16 protein-coding genes and 2 tRNA genes are annotated in these 19,196 nt (G+C 51.8%); 13 read left to right on the top strand and 5 right to left on the bottom strand.

Going from position 1 to position 19,196, the window contains the following annotated elements; genetic code table 11:
* Positions 1–54 precede the first annotated feature (54 nt).
* From C9I92_RS22075 to pepA, 3 genes are read right to left on the bottom strand one after another with little or no spacing between them, the layout of a single operon-like run.
* Positions 55–2,916 (bottom strand): valine--tRNA ligase, encoded by a 2,862-nt coding sequence (locus C9I92_RS22075; RefSeq protein ID WP_047883746.1) that lies wholly within the window; start codon positions 2,914–2,916, stop codon positions 55–57.
* A 27-nt stretch (positions 2,917–2,943) separates the two neighbouring features.
* Complete coding sequence (locus C9I92_RS22070; RefSeq protein ID WP_047883747.1) at positions 2,944–3,396, bottom strand: DNA polymerase III subunit chi; 453 nt, start codon at positions 3,394–3,396, stop codon at positions 2,944–2,946.
* 50 nt (positions 3,397–3,446) lie between these two features.
* A complete protein-coding gene (gene pepA / locus C9I92_RS22065; RefSeq protein ID WP_047883748.1) occupies positions 3,447–4,955 on the bottom strand; it encodes a leucyl aminopeptidase in 1,509 nt (502 codons plus the stop codon).
* A gap of 195 nt (positions 4,956–5,150) precedes the next feature.
* On the opposite strand from pepA, the gene lptF reads away from it, so the two are divergent.
* The gene (gene lptF / locus C9I92_RS22060) at positions 5,151–6,251 is read left to right on the top strand and encodes an LPS export ABC transporter permease LptF (protein WP_047883749.1); all 1,101 of its coding nucleotides are present in this window, start codon (positions 5,151–5,153) and stop codon (positions 6,249–6,251) included.
* Positions 6,251–7,321, top strand: a complete 1,071-nt coding sequence (gene lptG, locus C9I92_RS22055) for an LPS export ABC transporter permease LptG (protein ID WP_047883750.1) — start codon at positions 6,251–6,253, stop codon at positions 7,319–7,321. Before lptF ends, lptG begins: the two co-directional genes overlap by 1 nt.
* 158 nt (positions 7,322–7,479) lie before the next feature.
* Here the strand turns inward: lptG and C9I92_RS22050 are convergent, their stop codons facing one another.
* Positions 7,480–7,974, bottom strand: a complete 495-nt coding sequence (locus C9I92_RS22050) for an RDD family protein (RefSeq protein ID WP_047883751.1) — start codon at positions 7,972–7,974, stop codon at positions 7,480–7,482.
* 239 nt (positions 7,975–8,213) lie between these two features.
* Between C9I92_RS22050 and C9I92_RS22045 the strand changes: the two genes are divergently transcribed.
* A tRNA-Leu gene (locus C9I92_RS22045) sits at positions 8,214–8,299 on the top strand.
* A 126-nt stretch (positions 8,300–8,425) separates the two neighbouring features.
* On the opposite strand, the gene C9I92_RS22040 is transcribed toward C9I92_RS22045, so the two are convergent.
* Positions 8,426–8,710 (bottom strand): hypothetical protein, encoded by a 285-nt coding sequence (locus tag C9I92_RS22040; RefSeq protein ID WP_146149718.1) that lies wholly within the window; start codon positions 8,708–8,710, stop codon positions 8,426–8,428.
* Between the two features lie 136 nt (positions 8,711–8,846).
* Here C9I92_RS22040 and C9I92_RS22035 point away from each other — a divergent pair, with 136 nt between their 5' ends.
* From C9I92_RS22035 to C9I92_RS21990, 10 genes are all read left to right on the top strand, one after another.
* Positions 8,847–10,580: an AMP-binding protein gene (locus tag C9I92_RS22035; protein WP_047883753.1), complete on the top strand. Its 1,734-nt coding sequence runs from the start codon at positions 8,847–8,849 to the stop codon at positions 10,578–10,580.
* 341 nt (positions 10,581–10,921) lie between these two features.
* A complete protein-coding gene (locus C9I92_RS22030) occupies positions 10,922–11,230 on the top strand; it encodes a PTS sugar transporter subunit IIB (protein WP_047883754.1) in 309 nt (102 codons plus the stop codon).
* A gap of 118 nt (positions 11,231–11,348) precedes the next feature.
* A complete protein-coding gene (locus C9I92_RS22025) occupies positions 11,349–12,683 on the top strand; it encodes a PTS sugar transporter subunit IIC (RefSeq protein WP_047883755.1) in 1,335 nt (444 codons plus the stop codon).
* An 88-nt stretch (positions 12,684–12,771) separates the two neighbouring features.
* Positions 12,772–13,089, top strand: a complete 318-nt coding sequence (locus C9I92_RS22020) for a PTS lactose/cellobiose transporter subunit IIA (protein WP_047883769.1) — start codon at positions 12,772–12,774, stop codon at positions 13,087–13,089.
* Between the two features lie 4 nt (positions 13,090–13,093).
* The gene (locus C9I92_RS22015; protein ID WP_047883756.1) at positions 13,094–14,410 is read left to right on the top strand and encodes a 6-phospho-beta-glucosidase; all 1,317 of its coding nucleotides are present in this window, start codon (positions 13,094–13,096) and stop codon (positions 14,408–14,410) included.
* Between the two features lie 165 nt (positions 14,411–14,575).
* A complete protein-coding gene (chbG, locus tag C9I92_RS22010) occupies positions 14,576–15,301 on the top strand; it encodes a chitin disaccharide deacetylase (RefSeq protein ID WP_047883757.1) in 726 nt (241 codons plus the stop codon).
* Positions 15,302–15,781: 480 nt separating this feature from the next.
* Positions 15,782–16,759 (top strand): LacI family DNA-binding transcriptional regulator, encoded by a 978-nt coding sequence (locus C9I92_RS22005; RefSeq protein ID WP_047883758.1) that lies wholly within the window; start codon positions 15,782–15,784, stop codon positions 16,757–16,759.
* Between the two features lie 107 nt (positions 16,760–16,866).
* Positions 16,867–16,952, top strand: a tRNA-Leu gene (locus tag C9I92_RS22000).
* Between the two features lie 181 nt (positions 16,953–17,133).
* A complete protein-coding gene (locus tag C9I92_RS21995; RefSeq protein ID WP_047883759.1) occupies positions 17,134–18,576 on the top strand; it encodes an aminotransferase-like domain-containing protein in 1,443 nt (480 codons plus the stop codon).
* Positions 18,577–18,694: 118 nt separating this feature from the next.
* Positions 18,695–18,904: a hypothetical protein gene (locus C9I92_RS21990; protein ID WP_047883760.1), complete on the top strand. Its 210-nt coding sequence runs from the start codon at positions 18,695–18,697 to the stop codon at positions 18,902–18,904.
* The last annotated feature ends 292 nt before the right edge of the window (positions 18,905–19,196 follow it).

The raw sequence follows: 19,196 nt of genomic DNA, 5'->3' as shown, positions 1-19,196 counted from the left end.
GGCGATAAACGCCGGCCTTGGAGAGGAATGCAGAGTTACCTGCCGAACGACAGCTTACAGCGCTGCAATCGTCGCTTGCTGTTCAGCCAGCTTGGTCAGGGTTTCTTTGTAGCCGTCCAGCTTCTCACGCTCTTTGGCAACAACGGCTTCTGGCGCTTTTGCAACGAAACCTTGGTTACCCAGTTTACCTTCGATGCGTTTGATCTCGCCTTCGGTCTTCTGGATTTCTTTCGCCAGGCGGTCAAGCTCAGCGTCTTTGTCAATCAGACCAGCCATTGGGATCATCAGCTCAGACTTACCGACCAGGGCGGTAGCACACGCAGGTGTTTCTTCACCAGCAGCCAGCACGCGGATGTCTTCCAGTTTCGCCAGAGACACCAGTACTGCTTTGTTGGCTTCCAGACGCGCTGCGTCTTTCTCGTCAGCGGCTTTTAGCATCACATCCAGCGGCTTGCTCGGCGCGATGTCGTACTCGGCACGTAGGTTACGGATGCTGGTGATGAAGTTCTTCACCCACTCAATGTCAGCCAGTGCGTCGGCATTGAAGTTGGCTTCGTCGTACTGAGGCAGTGCCTGCAGCATGATGGTATCGCCTTCGACACCGTCTACCAGCGGCTTCACGCTCTGCCAGATCGTTTCAGTGATGTAAGGAATAACCGGGTGAGCCAGACGCAGTGTCTTTTCCAGTACGGTGATCAGGGTACGGCGAGTGGCGCGTTGCTGCGCTTCGCTGCCTTTCCACAGAACCGGTTTAGTCAGCTCCAGGTACCAGTCACAGAACTGGTTCCAGATGAACTCATAGATGGTGTTCGCCGCCATATCCAGACGGAAGTTTTCAATGTGCGCATTGAACTCTTTCGCTGCCAGCTCGAACTGAGACTCGATCCATTTGTCGGCCAGGGAGTACTCCAGTTCCGCCCCTGCCGCAAAGCCGCAGTCCTGCTCTTCGGTGTTCATCAGCACGTAGCGGCTGGCGTTCCACAGCTTGTTACAGAAGTTACGGTAACCTTCCAGGCGCTTCATGTCCCAGTTGATGTCACGGCCGGTTGAAGCCATTGCCGCCAGCGTGAAACGCAGGGCGTCAGTACCGTATGGTTCGATACCGTCTTCAAATGTCTTACGGGTGTTCTTCTCGATCTTCGCAGCCAGCTGAGGCTGCATCATGTTACCGGTACGTTTTTCTACCAGAGATTCCAGATCGATACCGTCGATCATGTCGATTGGGTCAAGAACGTTACCCTTGGATTTCGACATCTTGTCGCCGTTCTCATCACGGATCAGACCGGTGACGTATACCGTTTTGAACGGAACCTGAGACTTGCCGTTTTCATCTTTACAGAAGTGCATGGTCATCATGATCATGCGCGCAACCCAGAAGAAGATGATGTCGAAACCGGTGACCAGCACATCAGACGGGTGGAAGGTCTTCAGGTCATCTGTTTGCTCAGGCCAGCCCTGAGTACCGAAGGTCCACAGGGCAGATGAGAACCAGGTATCCAGTACGTCATCGTCCTGACGCAGAACCACAACCGGTGCCAGGTTGTGTTTTTCGCGGATTTCTTCTTCGGTGCGACCTACGTATACATTGCCGTTGTTGTCGTACCATGCCGGAATACGGTGGCCCCACCATAGCTGACGGGAAATACACCAGTCCTGAATATCACGCATCCAGGAGAAGTACATGTTTTCGTACTGCTTAGGGACAAACTTGATGTCGCCGTCTTCAACGGCACGCACGGCTTCTTCTGCCAGAGGGGCAGTGCGCACGTACCATTGGTCAGTCAGCATTGGCTCGATCACTACGCCGCCGCGGTCGCCGTAAGGCACGGTCAGGTCGTGATCTTTAATTTCGTCCAGCAGACCCAGCTCGTCGAATTCTGCCACGATGGCTTTACGCGCATCGAAACGATCCATACCTTGGTACTTCGCTGGCATTTCGGTGCTGTATGCGTCACTAGGTTCACCGTTGGTGGTGAACACTTCGGCGCTGCTGCGGATAGCGGCATCGAACGTCAGGATGTTGATCATTGGCAGGCTGTGGCGCTTACCAACTTCGTAGTCGTTGAAGTCGTGCGCCGGTGTGATTTTCACACAGCCGGTGCCTTTTTCCATGTCAGCGTGTTCGTCACCCACGATTGGGATGCGACGATCCACGATTGGCAGGATGATTTCTTTGCCGATCAGATCTTTGTAACGTGGATCTTCCGGGTTCACGGCTACGCCGGTATCACCCAGCATGGTTTCCGGACGGGTTGTGGCTACAACGATGTAGTCTTTGCCGTCAGCCGTTTTCACACCGTCCGCCAGCGGGTAGCGGAAGTGCCACATGTGGCCTTTCTTGTCTTTGTTCTCAACTTCCAGATCGGAAATCGCAGTGTGCAGTTTCGGATCCCAGTTTACCAGGCGCTTACCACGGTAAATCAGGTCATCTTCGTACAGGCGCACGAAAACTTCTTTCACGGCATTCGACAGGCCGTCATCCATGGTGAAACGTTCGCGATCCCAGTCTACTGACGCGCCCAGACGACGCAGCTGCTTGGTGATGGTGCCACCAGACTCGCCTTTCCATTCCCAGATTTTATCGATGAAAGCATCACGGCCGTAGTCGTGTTTGGTTTTGCCTTCTTCCGCTGCAATCTTACGCTCCACAACCATTTGGGTAGCGATACCCGCGTGGTCAGTACCGACTTGCCACAGCGTGTTTTTGCCTTTCATACGCTCACAGCGGATCAGGGTATCCATAATGGTATCCTGGAACGCGTGGCCCATGTGCAGGCTACCCGTGACGTTTGGCGGTGGGATCATGATGCTGTAAGCATCTTTTGATGTGTCACCGTGAGGCTTGAAATAACCGGCCTCTTCCCAGCGCTGATATAGCGCTTTTTCAATTGATTGTGGGTTGTATGTCTTTTCCATAGCGCTCTTAGAAGGATCTATGTGGAATTAGGGCGTCTCAGGGGCAGCGGCGGTTTTCAGCTGGATGCCAGCTTGCCGGTACTGCTTATAGCGTTCCCGCGCCAACTGCTTGAGTTTTTCATCGCAAGGGACGAAGTCTACCACTTGTGAGAAGGTAACGGCAAAATTTGGTGCTTCCTGAGCCAAATTGATCAGTACGCCGCGTCGGCCGCTGTGCCGCCGTCCCGGCCAGCCGATTTCAACCGGTGAGCCGCCGCGGGGGCCTTCGCCAATCAGGTTGTGAGGCACAAAATTGTCCGGGTCCTGTTGCCAGAGGTACTCATCTATCTGTTCTGCCTGCGCTTTACTGTCAGCCAGCAGATAGACTTTGTGGCCCTGGCGATAACTCAGTGCTGCTTGTGAGCAGGCAAAATGCCACTGATAATCACTATCGGCGGCAAGGTGCGTCTCATCGATTATATAAAAAGTAGCATGAGTCATGGTGTTTACTCTATAAAGCAAGGGGGCCGTCTGGCCCCCTTGTGTCGTTGTTATTCGACGGCGTCCTGACCAGCGCGGTTTAGCAGGAACTGGACCAGCAATGGAACCGGACGACCGGTGGCACTTTTGTCTTTGCCACCGACCCAGGCCGTCCCGGCGATATCCAGGTGCGCCCAGTTATATTTCTTGGCAAAGCGTGACAGGAAGCAACCTGCCGTGATCGTACCGGCACCCGGCGTACCCAGGTTCGCCATGTCAGCAAACGGGCTCGCCAGCTGGTCCTGGTACTCGTCGCTCATTGGCAGACGCCATGCACGGTCACCGGCTTGCTCAGATGCATTGATCAGCTCGTGTGCCAGCGGGTTGTGGTTCGAAATCAGGCCGCTGATGTGGTTACCCAGTGCCACGACACAAGCACCGGTCAGTGTTGCCACGTCAACCACCGCTTCAGGCTCGAAGCGTTCGACGTAAGTCAGGGCATCACACAGTACCAGACGACCTTCCGCATCAGTGTTCAGCACTTCTACTGTCTGACCCGACATCGTTGTCAGGATGTCACCCGGACGGTAAGCACCGCCACCCGGCATGTTTTCACAGCCTGCCAGAACACCAACCACGTTCAGCGGCAGGTTCAGTTTGGCCAGCGCTTTCATGGCACCGAACACGGTCGCCGCGCCGCACATGTCGTACTTCATTTCGTCCATGTTGGCCGATGGCTTGATAGAGATACCGCCCGAATCGAAGGTCAGTCCTTTACCGATCAGTACGATAGGTTTCGCCTGCGGATCAGGATGCCCCTTGTACTCGATCACTGACATCATGGCTTCGTTCTTGGAGCCCTGACCAACGGCGAGGTACGACGTCATGCCCAGCTCTTTCATTTCCTGCTCACCAATGATTTTGGTGGTCACAGATTCAAAGTCATCCGCCAGACGGCGCGCTTGTGATGCGAGGTAAGCCGGGTTTGCCACGTTTGGCGGCATGTTACCCAAATCTTTACCGGCTTTGACGCCAGAGGCGACAGCCAGACCGTGGGCAATCGCACGCTCACCCAGTGACAGTTCGCGACGGGTCGGTACATTAAATACCAGCTTGCGAAGTGGGCGACGGGTTTCAGGTTTGTTACTCTTAAACTGGTTGAAGGTGTACAGGCTGTCTTTGGTGGTTTCCACTGCCTGACGCACTTTCCAGTAGGTATCGCGGCCCTTAACGTGCAGCTCAGTCAGGAAGCAGACTGCTTCCATTGAACCGGTTTCGTTCAGGGTACTGATGGTTTTTTTAATGATTTGTTTGTACTGGCGTTCATCCAGTTCGCGCTCTTTACCACAACCAACCAGTAATACACGCTCAGATAATACGTTTGGTACATGGTGAAGCAGCAGCATTTGGCCAGGTTTACCTTCCAGATCGCCACGACGAAGCAAAGAGCTGATATAGCCTTCGCTGATTTTGTCTAGCTGTTCGGCAATGGGAGAAAGGCGACGTGGTTCAAAAACGCCCACGACAATACAGGCACTTCGCTGTTTCTCGGGGCTACCACTTTTAACACTGAACTCCATGCGTACTCCTACATCCTAATAAAGACAATTAAAGCTAAATGTTAGATAATGCCGCACTTACTTGCTGGACCGCAGATTCGGTATAGGATTTAAAGTACGGGTTAACAAATAGCCGAAAGATTAAAAAATACATAATTAACCGAAAAATTATAGTGATTCCGGTAAAAAAACAAGTTTTCTATGGGTAAATAAAGCGTGATTATTGTTCGGTATTTGACACGTGAGACATTAAAAAGCCAATTTGCGGTGCTTTTTGTTCTTTTTCTTGTCTTTATCAGTCAAAAATTTATTCGCATACTAGCCTCTGCGACCGAAGGCTCTATCCCCAGCGATCTGATTTTGACCCTGATGGGGCTGTACATGCCGTCAATGGCATTATTGATGCTGCCTTTAAGTCTTTACATCGGTATTTTGCTGACCTTCGGCCGTCTGTATGCGGAAAGTGAAATTACAGTGATGAACGCGACCGGGATCGGGAACAAATTCCTGATCCAGGCCGCATTGTGGCTGGCGATCATTACCGGCTCCATTGCGGCGTTTAATGCGTTGTGGCTGTCTCCCTGGAGTGCCGAGCAGGAGACCCGGGTGATGGAGCAGGTTGAAGCGGATTCCGGCCTGGAGCTGCTGGTGAAAGGTCAGTTTCAGGCGGCCCCGGATGGCAAAGGGGTGGTGTTCGTCAATGACATCACTGACAGCGGCAGCCGTCTGCATAAAGTGTTTGTCGCTCAGCTATCCGCGCAGGATGCACTGCGCCCGAGCGTGCTGGTGGCCGATCGCGGCTATGTCAGTGAGCTGCCTGATGGTCGTCAGATCCTGGAGTTGAAAGAAGGGACCCGGTACGAAGGGCTGCCGACGCGACTGGATTATTCGATCACCGAGTTTGATGGTTATCAGGCTTTGATTGGCCAGCGTGCGGTACGTGAAAAAGATCGTGACTGGGACGCACTGCCGACTCTGGAGCTGATGCAGCGTCCTGAACTGGCGGCTAAGGCAGAGTTCCAGTGGCGGATGTCGCTGGTTATCTGTATTCCGTTGCTGACCATGGTGGTGGTGCCGCTGTCGTCGGTTAATCCGCGTCAGGGACGCTTTGCCAAACTGGTTCCGGCGGTCTTGATTTATCTGGCGTACTTCCTGGCCATTAGTGCCGCGAAATCCGCAGTGGAAGACGGCGGCCTGCCGTCGTACATCGGCCTGTGGTCGATCAACGCAGCGATGCTGCTGGTGGCGATTGTGCTCAACAGCTGGGATACGCTGCCGGTTCGGCAACTGAGAGAAAAATTTCGGAGACGCGGCTGATGTTTAAGATTCTGGATTTATACATTGGCCGAACGATCATCGCGACTTCGGCCCTGACACTCTCCACGCTGGTTGGTCTGTCGGCCATCATCAAATATGTGGAGCAGCTGCGTAAAGTCGGTGACGGCACCTACGATTTGTGGAAAGCGCTGGTGTATGTGCTGCTGAGCATGCCGCGTGACATCGAGATGTTCTTTCCGATGGCGGTACTGTTGGGCGCGCTGATTGGCCTGGGGATGCTGGCTTCCAGCTCTGAGCTGGTTGTGATGCAGGCGGCGGGTTTCTCTAAGCTTGATATTGGTCTGTCGGTGCTCAAAACCGCGGTGCCGCTGATGATTGTGGTTACCCTGTTGGGCCAGTGGGGCGCACCGGAAGCCCAGAAAGCCGCGCGTGAACTGCGGGCCTTGTGGACCTCCGGGGGGAACATGCTGTCGGTACAGCGTGGGGTCTGGGCGAAAGATGGCAACGACTTTATCTACATCGGCCGGGTGCATGAGCAGAAGAAGCTGTTTGGCGTCAACATCTGGGAATTTGATGAGCAGGACAATCTGAAAACCTCGACCTTTGCGGAAACCGCGAAGTTCGATGAGAACCAGAACTGGGTACTGGAAGATGTCACGGTCACCACGCTGAGTACCACTCAGCAAAGTAATGAGACGTTCAAGCAATTGCCGTGGCAGACCACGCTGACGCCCGATAAGTTGGCGGTGGTGACGGTGAAGCCGGAAGAGCTGGCGCTGTCAGGTGTTTATGATTACGTATCTTACCTGAAAGCCTCGAAGCAGGATGCCTCGCGCTACGAACTGGCTTTCTGGCGCAAAGCGCTGCAGCCGGTCTCTATTGCCGTGATGATGTTGCTGGCCTTGTCCTTTGTTTTCGGGCCGCTGCGTTCGGTTACGATGGGGGCGCGGGTCTTGTCCGGGGTGATCTTCGGCTTTGGTTTCTACATTTCGAATGAGGTGTTCGGGCCACTCAGTATTGTTTACCGACTGCACCCGATTGTCGGTGCTCTCGGGCCAAGTCTGGTGTTCCTGTTTATCACCCTTTATCTGCTGCGGCGCAAGTTGTAGTTTGTCGCTGAAGTGGTTTGTAAGTTGTCGCTGAAGCGGTAAAGCGGTCGGTCTGAACGCTGCACAAGCTAAACAAAAAAGGAGCCTCGGGCTCCTTTTTTGTTGGTGTATCAGGCTGAGAAGATGCATCGTAACGATGGCAGGCGGAAGTGTTGCCGTCATTTCACTTTGGGTATGACCACCATCTCGCACTCGGCCATGATGTCCTGGAACGACTGTTTCTCTTTGCTGAATGGCGCAATCAGGTTGCCCAGGCCAAAGGCCGATGTGGCCATTCGGATCAGAGCCTGAGTCGGACGAATGTTTGAACCGTCTTTGTTCTGAATCCGCAGTTTCCAAGCGCGCATTCCTAGTGTCTGCCCGCCCACGCACCAGAAGTAGGTGTAGAAGCTAATCACTGCGGTTGCCAGGTAGGCCGGGTAAATCACCCCCACCACCGGATGGCGAGTCATGTAGTCACTGACATCTTCGTAACCGGTAATGTCCACCAAGCCGGTTGACAGCAGAATCGCCATTATCCCCATTGCCAGGCCTCCGGCCAGCATGAGAACCGCGGCAACGACCAGGCTGTCGTACAACCAGGCGGCAATACGGCGGAACAGGCTGGGATACTGTTTGGCAGAAGAAACGTCCTGTTGTTTTTTCGTTTTCACAAGTGCGTCCAATAGTTAATCACAAAAGACTGGGCGCAGTGTAACAACTTCCAGGTAGGCGGGAAATGGCCGGTGGGCCGGAAATGAGAGGCTGCCTGCGTTGCTTGAGGTGGGGCATGGCCGTGAAAGCGAAAAATAAGTCATTGTTGGTCAAATATAAATCAACAATGATACTTTTTATCGAAAGCTCACGAACAGCTATTGCGCTGCTTCTGCGGATACGTATAATTGGCCGAACTGCCCGGGTGGCGAAATTGGTAGACGCAGCGGATTCAAAATCCGCCGGTGAATAACTGTGCCGGTTCAAGTCCGGCCCCGGGCACCAATTTCAAACAACAAAGCCTCGACGAAAGTCGGGGCTTTGTTGTATCTGCACCTTCTCAGCGTTGCTTGCCTTCGCTACTGAACCGGATCTCGTTGCCGTGTTCACTCTGGCTTTTGTCGTTTTTGTTCAAACTTTCTTGTTGGCCAAAGCACGCTTGTTTATCAATCCTGCCTTATCTATCAAACTGTCTTGTTTTTCAAAGTTATCTTGTCGACCAATGCAGGCAACGTAGCCTGTTTTTTTTATTTTTCCTGTGAAAATAACGGGTTTGCCATCAGGCTCATATTTTCGACATTCCCTGCCAGAGCCGACCTCCCAGCCCGTTAGAAGCTGGCTATGTTTTCTATACACGGTTGCCGAATGCCTGCCGCTTGTCTGCGTGCCTGCCAGAACAGAAGCAAACTCACTCAAAGCAGGGGAGGCTTGCCCATGGAAGCTGTTCGACCAGCCGTACCGCTTATGTACCCGAGTGCGAGAGAAGCCGGGGCTTTGCTGTATTCGCACTGCAAAAGTCTGACAACGTGCCTACCACAATAAGGGAGATAATATGGTAGCTAAAAGTTACTTTCATCGTGGCGGAAACCAGCCGTTACTCGGAAAAACAATCTCGCAGCAGTTTTCGGAAGTTGCCGCTGCATTTCCGGATCACGAAGCGGTGGTTTCGATTCCCCAGCAGCGTCGGGTAACCTATCGCGAGCTGGCTGATGAAATTGACCTTCTGGCCAAGGGATTAGTGGCCGCCGGATTCAGCAAAGGTGATCGGGTGGGGGTCTGGTCGACCAACAACCTGGAGTGGATCCTGATGCAAATGGCCACCGCGCGTGTTGGTATTGTCCTGGTTAACATCAACCCGGCCTACCGTACCCGCGAGCTGGCTTATGCCCTGCAATGTTCAGAAGTGCAGGGCATTTTTATTATTCCTTCTTTCCGCGACAGCAACTACATCGGGATGTTGACGGAATTACTGCCTGAACTGAAAAGCCGACCGTGTGATCTGGCCTCACCGCTGGGCAACCCGGATTTCCCTTTCCTGCGAAATGTGGTGGTGTACGACCCGCAGCAACCGATGCAGACCGCCCGCCCGGCGCAGGGGTTTGCGGTCTGGTCTGACATTATCGAAGCCGGTCGCGCCATTTCCGATGCGCAGCTGGAGGCCGTGACGGATAGCCTGGACTGCGATGATCCCATCAATATTCAGTACACCTCGGGCACCACCGGATTTCCGAAAGCCGTTGTACTCAGCCATCTTAATATTCTAAACGATGCCTATTTCTCTGCGCTGGCGATGCACTTTACCGAGAATGACCGTCTGTGCGTGCCGGTTCCTTTCTATCACTGCTTCGGCATGGTGCTGGCAAACCTGCTGTGCCTGTCGGTTGGGGCTTGTATCGTGATACCGGCTGAGCATTTCAACCCGCTGTCGGTGCTGAAAGCCGTGGATCAGGAAAAATGTACCGCCTTGCATGGGGTACCCACCATGTTTATCGCGGAACTGGATCATCCTGAGTTTAAACAGTATGACGTCAGTTCACTGCGCACCGGGATCATGGCCGGGGCGACTTGTCCGCCAGCCTTAATGATGCGAGTGATGGGGGAACTCAACTGTCGTGAAATCCTGATCGGCTACGGGCAGACCGAAGCCGCGCCACTGAGCCATTTGACGGAAATTGATGATTCCCTGGAGCGCCGGACAGAAACGGTGGGCAGGAACCTGCCGCATCAGGAGGTCAAAGTGATCAATGTGGAAAACGGGGCCACGGTACCGTTAGGGCAACCGGGTGAAGTCTGTTTCCGCGGCTATAACCTGATGCGAGGCTATTACGGGAATGAAGAGGCCACCCGTGAGGCGATTGATCCGCAGGGCTGGCTGCACTCCGGCGATATTGGGGTCATGGACGAAGAAGGTTATGTCCGCATTACCGGTCGGATCAAAGAAATGATCATCCGGGGCGGTGAGAACATCTACCCGCGTGAAATTGAAGAATTCCTGTACTCCAATGACAAAATTCAGCAGGTTGCGGTGTTTGGGGTACCGGATGCCTTTTATGGGGAAGAAGTGGTGGCTTGGGTGCAATTGCATCCGGGAGAAGAAATGACCGAAGATGAGCTGAAAACCTTCTGTCAGGGGCAATTGACCCACTTTAAGATCCCGAAAGTGATCCGTTTTGTGGATAACTTCCCGATGACCGTGACCGGTAAGCTGCAGAAGTTCAAAATGAGGGATCTGGAAGTTGAAAAGGAAAAGCAGGAGCAGGAAGAAAGCACGAATGCCGTGACTTAAATTGTCGGGGGAACCTTAAGCACTTGACATTAAGCACCTGACATCAAGCACTAAGTATTAAATTTTAAGTACCTGGCCCCAGCAAAAGCTGGGGCTTTTTTATTTACTGTGGTTTTCGAGTGAGATCTCACTCTTGATTTTATGGCTGACATTATTTCATGAAATAACGTTACTCCGAAAAATACAAATACCGAATTCAAATCAAACTTTCGCTGTTTACTTTTTAAACTGAGATATTCTTCACGATTAATGCAACCGGTTGCGCTTTCTGTTTTCACCATGTTCATATAGAATTTTTTTGTCATGTAAAAAGTCTATGGATGTGAGAAATGGAGAGCAAAATGAAAAAGATTCTTTTATGTTGCAGTGCCGGAATGTCAACCAGTATGTTGGTTCAGAAAATGCAAAAAGCGGCGCAGGAACGCGGCCTTGCCTGTCAGATAGACGCGCATCCGGTCAGTACGTTTGAAGAGACAATCCAGCAGTATGATGTCTGCCTGCTGGGGCCCCAAGTCCGGTTTCAACTGGAAGAACTGCGTAAAACTGCAGGAATTTACGGCAAGCCCGTTGAAGCGATTCCCCCAATGGCGTACGGCATGATGAAAGGGGATGAAGTGCTTGATCAGGCGCTATCGCTAATGACCGAATAATTCCGAAACCAACAAATGAATATTTGTTGGTTTTTTCATTTTTAAGAAATAAATCATCTCTCTATTTATTTTCATAAATAGGGTAAGGCTCCTTATTGCCAAATAAAAGGATTTACCTATGAAGATTTACGAAAGAGTCATGCATGTTGTGGAGCATTATATTGCCCCAATGGCGGCGAAAGTGGGTTCGCAAAAACATGTTCGTGCAATGCGTGATGGTTTTATTACCGCGATGCCATTTATTATTGTGGGCAGCTTTATTCTTATTTTCGCTTTTCCTCCTTTTGCTGAAGACACCCAGAATGGATTTGGTAAAGCCTGGCTGTCATTTGCGACCACCCATTTCGATACCATCATGATGCCGTTCAATATGACGATGGGGATCATGACCATTTTTGTCTCGCTCGGCGTTGCGTACAGCCTGGCCCGATCCTACCAGATGGATGGGATCACCAGCGCTGCCTTGGCGCTGATGAGCTTTCTTCTGGTGGCTTCGCCAGTCAAAGACGGGGGGCTGCCCACTGGTCATCTGGCCGGAACGGGGATCTTTACCGCAGTGATCTGTGCCTTTTTCTCGGTCGAACTGATCCGCTTTTTGAAAAAGCACAACATCACTATCCGGATGCCTGAGCAGGTTCCGCCCGCTATTGCCCGCTCGTTTGAAATGTTGATCCCGGTCTTGGTGGTGTTCATGACCCTTTATCCCCTGAGTCTGTATATCCAGTCTCAGCACGACATGCTGATCCCGGATGCCGTGATGGAGATGTTCCGCCCGCTGATTAGCGCATCGAATACACTGCCGGCAATTATTGGGGCATTACTGGTGTCCCAGTTGCTGTGGTTTGCCGGTATTCACGGGGCGGCCATTGTGGTGGGACTGTTGTCGCCGATTTTCCTCACCAATATCGGTGCCAATATTGATGCCTTTGTTGCTGGTGAGCCGATTCCGAATATTTTCACCCAGCCGTTCTGGGATTTCTACATTTTCATTGGCGGCTCCGGGGCCACGCTGGCGCTGGCGATTCTGATGGTGTTCAGCCGCTCGGTTCATTTGCGCAGCCTCGGACGTATGAGTGCTGTGCCGGGATTTTTCCAGATTAATGAGCCCGTTATTTTTGGGGCCCCGATTGTGTTGAACCCGCTGCTGTTTGTCCCGTTCGTCTTTGCCCCGATAGTGAATGCTGTAATTGCGTATTTTGCCGTTCAGGTCGGGTTTGTCGGGATGGGAGTCGCAACCACTCCGTGGACAACGCCGGCCATTATTGGTGCTTCCTGGGGAGCCGGATGGACATTGACCCCGGTGCTGTTGGTGATCGGTCTGCTCATCATTGACCTGCTGATTTACCTGCCGTTTTTCCGCATGTTTGAAAAACAGCTGTTGGAACAAGAGCGCGCGGTGTCGGAACCACCGGCGAAGGCCAAAACCACAGCCGGAACTGGGGTAACGGCATAACATTTGTAACATTTGTCGGCTGCGGGATGGCTGCAGCCGACATCGCATTTAAGCATTGTATTAAAGGAGAAACAGTATGGTGCAAGACCTGGATCAGGAAGCAGTCGTGATGGACATTATTGTTAACGCGGGTGAAGCAAGAAGCCTGTGCTATGAAGCGCTGGCAGCTGCTCGCCAGCAGCATTACCCGCTTGCCCGGGAGCACTTGCAGCAGGCCAAAGCTTGTCTTAACCGGGCACACTTGACCCAGACCCAGTTGATTGAAGCGGATCAGGGAGAGGGGAAAGTCAAAATGACCCTGGTGATGGTACATGCTCAGGATCACCTGATGACCACCATTCTGGCCCATGAACTGGTAGCGGAAATGGTGACAATGTACGAAAACATGGCTGCAGACAGAGGATAGACGCATGGCAAAGTTACCGATCAAACTTGCGATTATCGGGGGCGGCAGCAGTTATACCCCGGAGTTGGTGGAAGGAGTGCTGAAACGACGGGAGCAGTTACCGGTCAGTGAAATCCATTTTGTGGATGTCGAAGCCGGGTTGGAAAAGCTGGAGATCATTGCCGCGCTGACCCGACGGATGATTGCCAAAGCCGGGGCGGACATCACTGTAACGGCATCGTTAGATCGCCGGGCAGCCATCGCCGGAGCCGATTTTGTGATGACCCAATTTCGGGTGGGCGGCTTACAAGCCAGAGCCCGTGATGAGCGGATCCCGCTGAAGTATGACGTTATTGGTCAGGAAACCACGGGGCCGGGCGGTTTTGCCAAGGCATTGCGGACGATCCCCGTGATCCTGGATATTTGTAAGGACATTGAGGAGTTGGCTCCTGATGCCTGGATGCTGAACTTCACAAACCCGGCCGGTCTGGTGACAGAAGCGGTTCTGAAATACACCAAGGTGAAAGCGATTGGTTTGTGTAACGTGCCGGTATCCATGAAGATGATGATCGCGGCAATGATGGATTGTGAGCCTGATGAATTATCTTTGGAATGCGCAGGGCTTAACCACCTGGTGTGGGCTCATCGCGCCTGGTTGAACGGTAAGGACGTAACGGCGGAAGTGCTGCAAAAAGTCGGTGATGGTGCCGGCTATACCATGAAGAATATTGCAGAAGAGCCATGGGATCCGGATTTCCTGAATGCATTAGGCGCGATCCCGTGCCCTTATCATCGCTATTTTTATCAGCCGGATGCCATGTTAGCGGAAGAAAAAGCGACGGCGCAGACTGAAGGTACCCGAGCCGAGCAGGTGATGAAAACCGAGCAGGAGTTGTTTGACCTCTATCGGGATGAAACGTTGGCAGAAAAACCAGCTCAGCTGGAAAACCGGGGAGGTGCGTACTATTCGGATGCTTCCCTGAACTTGGTGGATGCGATTTACAACGATCGTAAAACCGTACATGTGGTGAATGTCCGCAATAACGGCACTATCTCTGCGCTGCCAGATGCTGCCGTGATTGAGTGCAGTGCGGTGGTCGGGAGCTGGGGAGCCAAACCAATCACGGTGGGCAGCCTGAGCCCGGCAGTATTGGGCTTGATCAGTCAGGTGAAAGCCTATGAACAGTTAACGGTTGAGGCGGCTGTTCATGGTAACTATAACCAGGGACTGATGGCACTGGCGAATAACCCGCTGGTTCCGGATATCCATCGTGCCAAAGCAATCCTGGACGACATCCTCAGAGAAAACCACGACTATTTACCTCAGTTTCATGCTGGCTGAGCAAGGCCGTGGCTTAGTGTTTTAGGTTCAACAAGGCCCTGATGTAATGCCACAGTAGTCAGGTATAGCTAAGTGTCGCAAAGGTGTTGCAAAGGTGTCGCGGTTGCCATGGGTTACAAGACCCTATCTATCAAGGTGCCATCCATCACAAGGAGTAAAGGAAAGATGCACGTCATATTTAATGCCGATGATTTTGGGCTTACCCTAGGAGTGAACTTAGGCATTGTGGAGTCATGTGTTGCCGGGGTCGTACGCTCAACCACCCTAATGGTTGGGATGCCCGCGGAGCAGCAGGCTGTGCAGCTGGCGGGCAACACACCGGCATTAAAAGTCGGGGTGCATCTGCGTTTTACCGCAGGCTCGCCACTCACGGCGGCATCCAGCCTGGTGAACGAGCAGGGAAAGTTCTTACCTTACTCGGCGTTTTGGGCGCATCAGGGAATGTCCCAGCAGCAAATCGCTGACGAAACCACGGCGCAAATTGAGCACTTTTTGGCGCAGGGGTTAGCGTTGAGCCATGTTGACAGCCATCATCATGCGCATACGCATCCTGAGTTGCTGCCGGTTATTGAGGAAGTGGTGCAGGGGTATCGGGTACCGCTCAGGGGAAGCGGGTTAGCCGGAAGTACGTGTCGTTATGCCTTTGAGTCTGGTTTTTATGGCGAAGAGCTGACCTTGTCCCGATTGACGGCACTGCTTGATGGCCATCAGGGGCGGTGTGATGTGCTGGAAGTCATGACCCACCCGGCTCTGGTTGATCAGTCGTTGCTCGAGCTGAGCTCGTACAACATCGCCCGTACCCGTGAACTGGCGGTCCTGACGGATCCTCGTTTGCCTGAATTGTTGAAGCAGCGGGGAATAACCGTTGCGGATTATTCGTCATTATTCTGATCCCCCCCGATGATGCTCAGAGATGTCTGAATGGGGTGGAGCGGATACCTTTGTACGGTAAGGCGTGGCAAGCTACGGCAAATGTTCTGCAAACGCCCTGAACAGAAGCGCGGCAAAATTGTGAGCTATTCGTGAACATGGTCGCCAAGATCACAGGCACTATCAGCGTTGACGTTACAATCACCGTTGAATCGGGCGCTGTCGAACTGGTGACATGATGTCAGGTTAAGTAAGCTGCCGGTACCGGCCTTTCCCCCTTTTGCAGGCACAGGTTACCGGCGGCTTACCCTTTCTTGGGGGGCTTTGCGGTTCTTTACGGCAGGCGGGTCGATTTTGCCGAGCGTGTTTTGTAAAGTGCTGAAGTTTGGCTGGACGGGTGTGGTTTTGAATACCATCGTCAGGGAATAAACAGTGCCCTTTGGCACAGGTATCTATCATAGCAATAAGTGGCAAGCGGTCTCAGGGAGCTAAATGTAAAGAATGGCAAGTATTCAGGATGTGGCCAGTCTGGCCGGTGTGCATCGTTCAACAGTGTCGCGCATTATTAATGGCGAAGGAAAGTTTCGTTCTGATACCAGACGCAAGGTTGAGCAGGCTATGGCGACGCTAAATTATCGTCCCAGTGCAATAGCCCGCTCTCTTGCGACCGCATCTTCGAACATGACGGGTTTGTTGGTGACCTATTACACCGGTGGCTTTTTTGGTGAGATGATGGAGCAGGTACAGAATGAACTGGATCTGCACAAAAAATTTCTGATTACTGCGCAGGGACACCACAGTGCTGATGGAGAAAGAGAGGCGATTGATCGCTTCCACGCTTTGCGCTGTGAGGGGTACGTGCTTAACAGCCGTTATTTAAGTGATGACGAGCTGAGAGAGCTGGCTGCCGAGTCCACACCCTTTGTATTGCTGGATCGCCTGGTCGAAGGGTTAGAGGATCGTTGTATCACGTTTGATCATACGTTGGCCGCGAAAATGGCTGTACAGCATCTGATTCAGCAGGGGCATCGGAATATCGCCTGTATTTCCGGCCCGATGGACAGAATCAGCAGCCAACAGCGTTACCAGGGCTACCTACTGGCTATGCAGGAAGCCGGGTTACCGGTTAACCCAGGGCTGACTGTGTTTGGTGATTACAAACGGGAAAGCGGATATCAGGCGGTTCGGGAGCTGTATCAGACCGGGATGACGTTTTCGGCTCTGTTTTCCTGTAATGAAGAAATGATGCTGGGAGCGGTGTTGTATTTCCATGAGCACGCGATTGATATCCCTCGTCAGGTCGCCCTGATTAGCTTTGACAGTGTGGATTTGTGTCAGGGGCTTTATCCTCCAGTGTCCGAAGTGTATTTTCCTCTCAGCGAAATGGCCCAATCAGCGGTTAAATTATTGATTAGCAAAATCAATGATACCAGCTTCTGGGGCCCCCAACACTTTGCCCCTCAACTTAGACTACGCTGAGTTTTGTTGCCCGTTGCGGAAAATTTCAGCGATTGAACGTGCAGCAGCGTGAAATGCGAGAAAAATAATTGTATATCAAATCCGTATACGTATAATGAGCGCCATCTGCCCGGGTGGCGAAATTGGTAGACGCAGCGGATTCAAAATCCGCCGGTGAATAACTGTGCCGGTTCAAGTCCGGCCCCGGGCACCAATTTCAAACAACAAAGCCTCGACGAAAGTCGGGGCTTTGTTGTTTCTGCCATGCCTCATTTTCTCCCCCATTTTTGTTCTTTATCACAATTAACCTGTGATCATTCTACTTCAGCTCTGAATCGGACCAATATCCCGCTAAAATACATCTTTCTTTTTAATTATTTAAGAGAGCAGGGACGTTGTCTTCGCGATTAGCTAACAGCCGCTACGGCAGCATTGTCGAACGGGTGAAATCTGAAATTCAGCAAAAGATTTGGCGACCGGGCGAACGGGTTCCTTCTGTCCGGGAAATGAGTAAAGCGCACGGGGTCAGTGTAATGACGGTCCTCAAAGCGTATGAGTATCTCGAAAGTGAAGGCTGGATTCATGCCAAAGCCAAGACTGGCTATTTTGTGTCACCTCATTTTAATCGCTTGCCCTCACCGGATGTGAGCATTCCGCAGCGGGTAAACCGCTCCATTAACATTAATAAACATGTTTTTGATGTCTTACGTGCCTGCAAGCAGCCGGATGTCATGCCCTTTGGTTCCGCCTTCCCTGATCCCAATCTATTTCCGCTTCAACAACTGGGCCGAATATTCAGTCAGTCCTGTAAGGGGTTACCTGCTAACAGTGGGTTGGTGGACTTACCGCCTGGCAGCCTAGAGCTACGACGGGTGTTGGCGCAACGTTATTTGCGCGAAGGAGTGCCGGTAAGTCTGGATGATATCGTCATCACTTCTGGTGCAATGGAGTCATTGGGGTTAAGTCTGGCGGCCGTCACTCAGCCGGGTGACACAGTGCTGATTGAATCACCGGTTTTTTACGGCGCGTTACAAACGATTGAGCGGCTTCGCTTAACGGCGATTGAGCTGCCGACAGATCCTTATTCGGGAGTTTCGATCAAGGAGCTAGAAGCAGCGCTTTCTGATAAGTCAGTCAAAGCCTGCTGGCTGATGAGCAAGTTTCAGAATCCTCTTGGTGCCAGCCTGTCTTTAACAAAGAAAAAAGCTGTCTATGAGCTGCTGGCCAAGAATGATGTTCCTTTAATAGAAGATGATGTTTATGCCGAGCTGTATTTTGGGAAAGAAAAACCAGCTCCCATCAAATCACTGGATGACAGAGGGCTGATCTTACATTGCTCCTCATTTTCTAAATGCCTGGCGCCGGGGTTTCGCGTCGGGTGGGTGGCGGCAGGGCGGTATGCTAAGCAAATTGAAGAGCTGCAATTTATGTCAACGCTTTCGGTCGGGGTGCCCAATCAATATGCGTTAGCTCAGTATGTTCAGCATGGCGGGTACGACAACCACCTCAGACAATTACGCCGTACACTGATGCAGCGACTGAAACAAATGCGTCAGGCCATCGTTGCGGCATTTCCCGATGGAACTCAAGTGACTCAACCCAGCGGAGGTTATTTTTTATGGGTCGAGTTACCGAACCAACGAGTAGATACCTCACAGGTTTTATCGATTGTATTGCAGATACATCAAATTAGTATCGCACCCGGTACGTTATTTTCATCAGATGCCAGATATCGTCACTGTCTGCGAATAAACGGATCTTACGCTTGGAGTGAAAAAACAGAACAAGCCTTATTGGTTCTGGCTGAGTTTTTGCGCCAGCAGTGCCTGGAACAATAATCCAGTTCAAATTAAGACCTCACTGTTCTAGAGGTTAACCCTTTGCTCTGTACTACCTTCATTGTGTTGTGCCATGTTGCAATTGCGCCTTCATTAATAAGAGAAGGGACATGGCTATATGTTAAAAACAAACGAACGGTCGGAAGTAAAACTCATTGCGGTTTCATTAATTTGTGCGGCACTGCTGGTCATTGGGCATCTCATTCTGGCAAAAAGCCTGGCTGACAAGTTGTGGGTTGAGTATTTGGCTGCCGCGATTCCATTTCTGTTATTCGGCATTGGGGTATTCGCGGTGAAGTTTGCGTTAGCTAATGATAAATGCTCATAAAGCTGTTTTTGACGAAAGTGAATGCCCTGATGAGATGAAAATAAGCATAAAAAGGTAGGTGTGATTGTTTTTTGTTCGGTTGGTTCGTGTGGGGCATTTTTTTTGATAATTGGGGTTGCGCAGAAAACTAATCTCTCTATAATGCCGCCTCACTGACACGGAGCACGGCGAGATAAGCCAGCGACGTGAAAGAAAAGTTCTTTAACAATTTGACCATGCAATCTGTGTGGGCACTCGTGAACTGATAGTCAAAAAGATTTATCGATGAACTGAGTGACCAATTCAAAATGAC

It is taken from the genome of Photobacterium ganghwense (genome assembly GCF_003025595.1).
Lineage (GTDB): Bacteria > Pseudomonadota > Gammaproteobacteria > Enterobacterales > Vibrionaceae > Photobacterium > Photobacterium ganghwense.
The sequence above is the reverse complement of the archived record's forward strand: the minus strand, read 5'-3'. Positions and strand labels throughout refer to the sequence as shown.